This window comes from Schnuerera sp., assembly GCF_035459645.1.
Taxonomy (GTDB): Bacteria; Bacillota; Clostridia; order Tissierellales; family Tepidimicrobiaceae; genus Schnuerera.
The window spans coordinates 1-4,146 of record NZ_DATHXO010000144.1 but is presented as its reverse complement, the minus strand read 5'-3'; the positions used below and the strand labels follow the sequence as shown (position 1 = coordinate 4,146).

Sequence of the window (4,146 nt, the reverse complement as noted above, 5' to 3'; positions counted from 1 at the left end):
GCAGCATTACCAGTAATAGAACTTAGAGGGGCATACCCGTAGGAATAGCTATGGGATTATCTCCTATACATGCTACTGTTATTGGTTTCATAGGTAGTATGATACCTGTACCAATACTTTTATTTAGTATTAGGCCAGTATTTAATTATTTAAGAAAAACAAAATTATTTAGAAATATAGTAGACAAGCTAACCAATAGATCCATGAAAAATAGTGATAAGGTACAAAAATATGGATTTTGGGGACTCATACTAATAGTAGCTGTTCCTCTTCCTGGCACAGGAGTATGGAGTGGGACTTTAATAGCAGCATTATTAGATATGAGATTTAAGAGAGCCTTTCCAGCTATACTAATTGGAAATCTAATAGCAGCAATTGCTATTATGACACTAAGCAATGGAGTAGTTAAGGTGTTTTCTTAATATACATAATGGAAAGTATATTGAAGATAGAGTATATAAAGTAAAAGGCTTAATAGAAAAACCTAATGTAGAAGATGCACCATCAAATATAGCTATATTAGGAAGATATATAATCAATCCTAATATATTCAAAATACTAGAAAACACAAAACCAGGCAAAGGTGGAGAAATCCAACTAACAGACGCCCTAAAAGAACTAGCAAACCAAGAAGCCATGTATGCATATAACTTTTCAGGAAGAAGATACGACGTTGAAGACAAACAGGGATTCCTAGAAGCAACTGTAGAATATGCACTAAGAAGAGATGATTTAAAATTGTTAGTCTAAAAGAGGGCAAAACTCAGAAATCAGGAAGCATTAAATTGAATAAGGCTGCCCAAAAATCCCTAGAAGAACTTTTAGAAAGTTTAGATACCTATGATATGGACGACTACATCTTTAAGTCTAGAGAAGGCAATAATAGACCTATTACTCGTCAACAAGCCTTAAATGTTATAAAAGATGCAGCAGAGGCAATTAGAGTTAAAGAAAATGTAGGCACACACACTTTGAGAAAGACTTGGGGTTGTCATGCATGGAAGAGTGGATATAGTCCTGCCTTGATCATGGAGACATTGAACCATAGCAACCTAGTGGCTATAATTAAAGGGTTATGAAAACTAGATTGTATTTATATAAAAATATCTAAAAAGGGAGTGAAACGATGGAATACTTTGAAAAACTGGATTTATATCAAAATACTATTAATGAGTTAAGACCATTTGAGGGTGAAATGCTAAAGCAGATAAAAGATTTTTATCGTGTCGGATTAACATGGACATCAAATGCACTAGAGGGTAATTCTTTGACTGAAAGTGAAACAAAAGTTTTAATAGAAGATGGACTAACCATTGGAGGAAGACCTCTTAGAGATATGTTTGAAGCAGTGGATCATGCAAAGGCTTATAATTATATGTTTACACTTATTAGAAATAAAGAAATTATAGAAAAAGATATCCTCTATTTGCATAAATTATTTTATCAAAATATTGATGAAGAGTATGCAGGCAGATATCGTGATATTCCAGTATTTATTTCTGGTTCCAATTATCCAGTTAGTAAAGTAGAAAATATTCAAAGTGAAATAGAGGGTCTATGTAAATGGATAAATACAGAAAGAAAAAAATATCATCCAGTAGAATTTGCAGCTATTCTTCAAAAGAAATTTGTATTTATTCATCCTTTTAAAGATGGAAATGGTAGGGTAGCAAGGTTATTGATGAATACATCATTAATACAAGAAGGATATCTTCCAGCATTAATTCCACCGATTTTGAGAAATGAATATATTTCACTCCTTGAAAAAGCACATGAAGATGATAGCTTATTTATAAGTTTTATTGCAGAAAGAGAAATAGAATCACAAAAGGATTTTCTAAGGCTTCTTCATATTCCATTGCCTAAGTTAGAGCAAGATAATAATGGGATAAGGATGGAATAATAGGGCAACGGTGCCTGTCACTTAACTTATTAACTCTATAAGAAAGAATAATTTTTTTAACAGAGTCAAAGAAAAAGAAAATATATTGCCATTTACCATTAACCTTATCTGCATAGTTTAAAACAGTTTGATGAGAAATATTAACACCATGAATATCTCTCATTATCGAAGCAGTTTGTCTTGAAGACATTTGATAATTAACATAATAAGACATAATTAATCCTAAAGTATGAGATGAAACCATTATCTTAGGTAGATTGATTTTAATCTTAACAAGACTAACATTACTAAGAGGTTTAAAATCAAAATTAAACTCTCTAAATATATATCTAACCTTATATTTGTGAGAATTATTTTTGAAATCTAATTTTTCTTTCTTTGACATAGGCTCAATATTATTTTTATAAAATTGTGTAAAATAAATGGGTTGAGTCAAAAAGTGAGCTAATATTTTTGACAATACCATAATAATTTTGGAGGTGATGTTATGAAAGATATAGAAATGAGTATAAGCCTAAAATGTAGTACTTGTGGCAATGATCAGTTTTCGCTTAAAATAAAGTAAATGATGAAGAATTACAAATTGCCCATATAACGGAAAGTTTCGTAAGTTGCCTATATAACGGAAAGTTTCGTAAGTTGCCTATATAATGGAAAGTTTTAATATCTATGATATAATAAAATTAATATATTATAGAAAGGTTGTTTACAGTGCAAAATTTTAATTTAGTAGCTATTATTGGAGATATAATAGATTCAAGGAATATTGAAGATAGAAGCCAAATACAAGAAAAGTTAAAAAAAATATTAAGAGATGTAAATATAAAATATAAAGAATATGTTATATCTAAATGGACTATTACTTTAGGAGATGAATTTCAAGCATTAATAAAACCTAATTTAGAGATATTTAAAATATTAGATTATATATCTTATAAGATGGATCCTATTAAGATAAGGTTCGGAATGGGATTAGGTGAAATATACACGAATATTAATTATGAAAAAAGCATAGGAGCAGATGGACCGGCATATTGGAATGCAAGAGATGCTATTGAGATTATTCATGATAATAATAATTATGGTAATAGTAAAATATCATATAAAAGTAAAAATAAAAATGATGAAATTATAAACAATCTTTTAAACTATACAGACTGGATGAAAGAAAACTGGACTAATACTCAAAGAGAGGTTTTATATGCTCTTCTAGAGAATAACATATATAATGAAAATTTCAAACAAAAGTTATTAGCGAAAGAACTCGGTATATCAGAATCTGCAATGTCGAAAAGAGTTAGAACTAGTGGGATAAGACTTTATTTATCAAGCAGAAATAGTGTTGCCAAAGAAATTGCTAAGTAAGGGGGAGATCAAAATAGGAAGTTGGACGGCTTTTCTATATGTTTTTTATTTTTTCATAGAATATTATTTATTTCTAGGTAATAGCTTTGATGATATTCAAAACAGAAAAGGACTAATAAAACATATATTACAATTGCTAATAGGGTGTCTAATTCTAATTATAATAAATTATAGAAATATACTTTACATAATAATTTATTTTATATTACACTTAATTATTGATAATTTTATAAAGTGGTTAAATGTAAGAGTAAAAAGAAAAAATATGATATACTTACTTTACCAGGGATTACATATTATACTTATATATTTGATTGGCAAAATATTAGTAGATAAACATGTAAACTTCTTACAATTTATTTCAAGTGAATTATTAAGAGGGGCTTTATTTATAATTGTTATTTTAAAACCTGTTAATACTAGTTTTAAAATATTATTTCAAAAGTATGCTCCTGAAGAATCTGACGACGGCAGAAACACGGTAGAAGGTGCAGGGGCTGTAATTGGAAACTTAGAAAGATTATTAATAGCTATACTTATGTATTATAATCAGTTTGGAGCGATAGGCTTAGTGTTTACAGCCAAATCTGTAGCAAGATTTGATAAAATCTCAAAGGATCCAGTCTTTGCAGAATATTATTTAATAGGCTCACTATATAGTATAATTTCTGTTTTAGTATTCTATGGCATAATTATTTACTAATAGAAATATATAAGGTTAAACCTCCGTCTCCGATATCAATTTACTAGTTTATACCAACATTTAGTTTTATCCCATGAAAGGGAAAAACGGAGTACTTATGCAAACGGTTTATTCAAATATATTATAGTGCAGCTTCATTTGGTCAACCATGAATGAGGTGGCTGTGCCTGTCACT

At 29.2% G+C, this 4,146-nt stretch carries 7 protein-coding genes; 6 read left to right on the top strand and 1 reads right to left on the bottom strand.

Annotated elements, in window-relative coordinates:
• The first annotated feature begins 32 nt into the window (after window positions 1-32).
• Genes VK998_RS03320 through VK998_RS03305 form a run of 4 tightly spaced genes read left to right on the top strand, consistent with a single transcriptional unit; the run spans window position 33 to window position 1,903 of the window.
• Entirely contained in the window at window positions 33-422 is a 390-nt protein-coding gene (locus VK998_RS03320; RefSeq protein WP_325225460.1) for a COG2426 family protein, read from the top strand.
• Between the two features lies 1 nt (window position 423).
• On the top strand, window positions 424-750 hold the full coding sequence (locus VK998_RS03315) for a sugar phosphate nucleotidyltransferase (protein ID WP_325225458.1): 327 nt from the start codon (window positions 424-426) through the stop codon (window positions 748-750).
• Between the two features lie 35 nt (window positions 751-785).
• On the top strand, window positions 786-1,079 hold the full coding sequence (locus VK998_RS03310; RefSeq protein ID WP_325225456.1) for a tyrosine-type recombinase/integrase: 294 nt from the start codon (window positions 786-788) through the stop codon (window positions 1,077-1,079).
• Window positions 1,080-1,126: 47 nt separating this feature from the next.
• Complete coding sequence (locus VK998_RS03305) at window positions 1,127-1,903, top strand: Fic family protein (protein WP_325225454.1); 777 nt, start codon at window positions 1,127-1,129, stop codon at window positions 1,901-1,903.
• Here the strand turns inward: VK998_RS03305 and VK998_RS03300 are convergent.
• Window positions 1,863-2,288 carry a hypothetical protein gene (locus VK998_RS03300; RefSeq protein ID WP_325225452.1) on the bottom strand — a complete coding sequence of 142 codons (426 nt, stop codon included), beginning with the start codon at window positions 2,286-2,288 and terminating at the stop codon, window positions 1,863-1,865. The genes VK998_RS03305 and VK998_RS03300 overlap by 41 nt on opposite strands.
• A 326-nt stretch (window positions 2,289-2,614) precedes the next feature.
• Between VK998_RS03300 and VK998_RS03295 the strand changes: the two genes are divergently transcribed.
• The gene (locus VK998_RS03295) at window positions 2,615-3,268 is read left to right on the top strand and encodes a SatD family protein (protein ID WP_325225451.1); all 654 of its coding nucleotides are present in this window, start codon (window positions 2,615-2,617) and stop codon (window positions 3,266-3,268) included.
• Window positions 3,269-3,578: 310 nt separating this feature from the next.
• Window positions 3,579-3,971: a hypothetical protein gene (locus VK998_RS03290; RefSeq protein WP_325225448.1), complete on the top strand. Its 393-nt coding sequence runs from the start codon at window positions 3,579-3,581 to the stop codon at window positions 3,969-3,971.
• Window positions 3,972-4,146 lie beyond the last annotated feature (175 nt).

Excerpts from the sequence above, each read along its gene's own strand:
- VK998_RS03305 (WP_325225454.1), top strand. The coding sequence starts at position 1,127 with ATGGAATACTTTGAAAAACTGGATTTATATCAAAATACTATTAATGAG.
- VK998_RS03300 (WP_325225452.1), bottom strand. The coding sequence starts at position 2,288 with ATGTCAAAGAAAGAAAAATTAGATTTCAAAAATAATTCTCACAAATAT.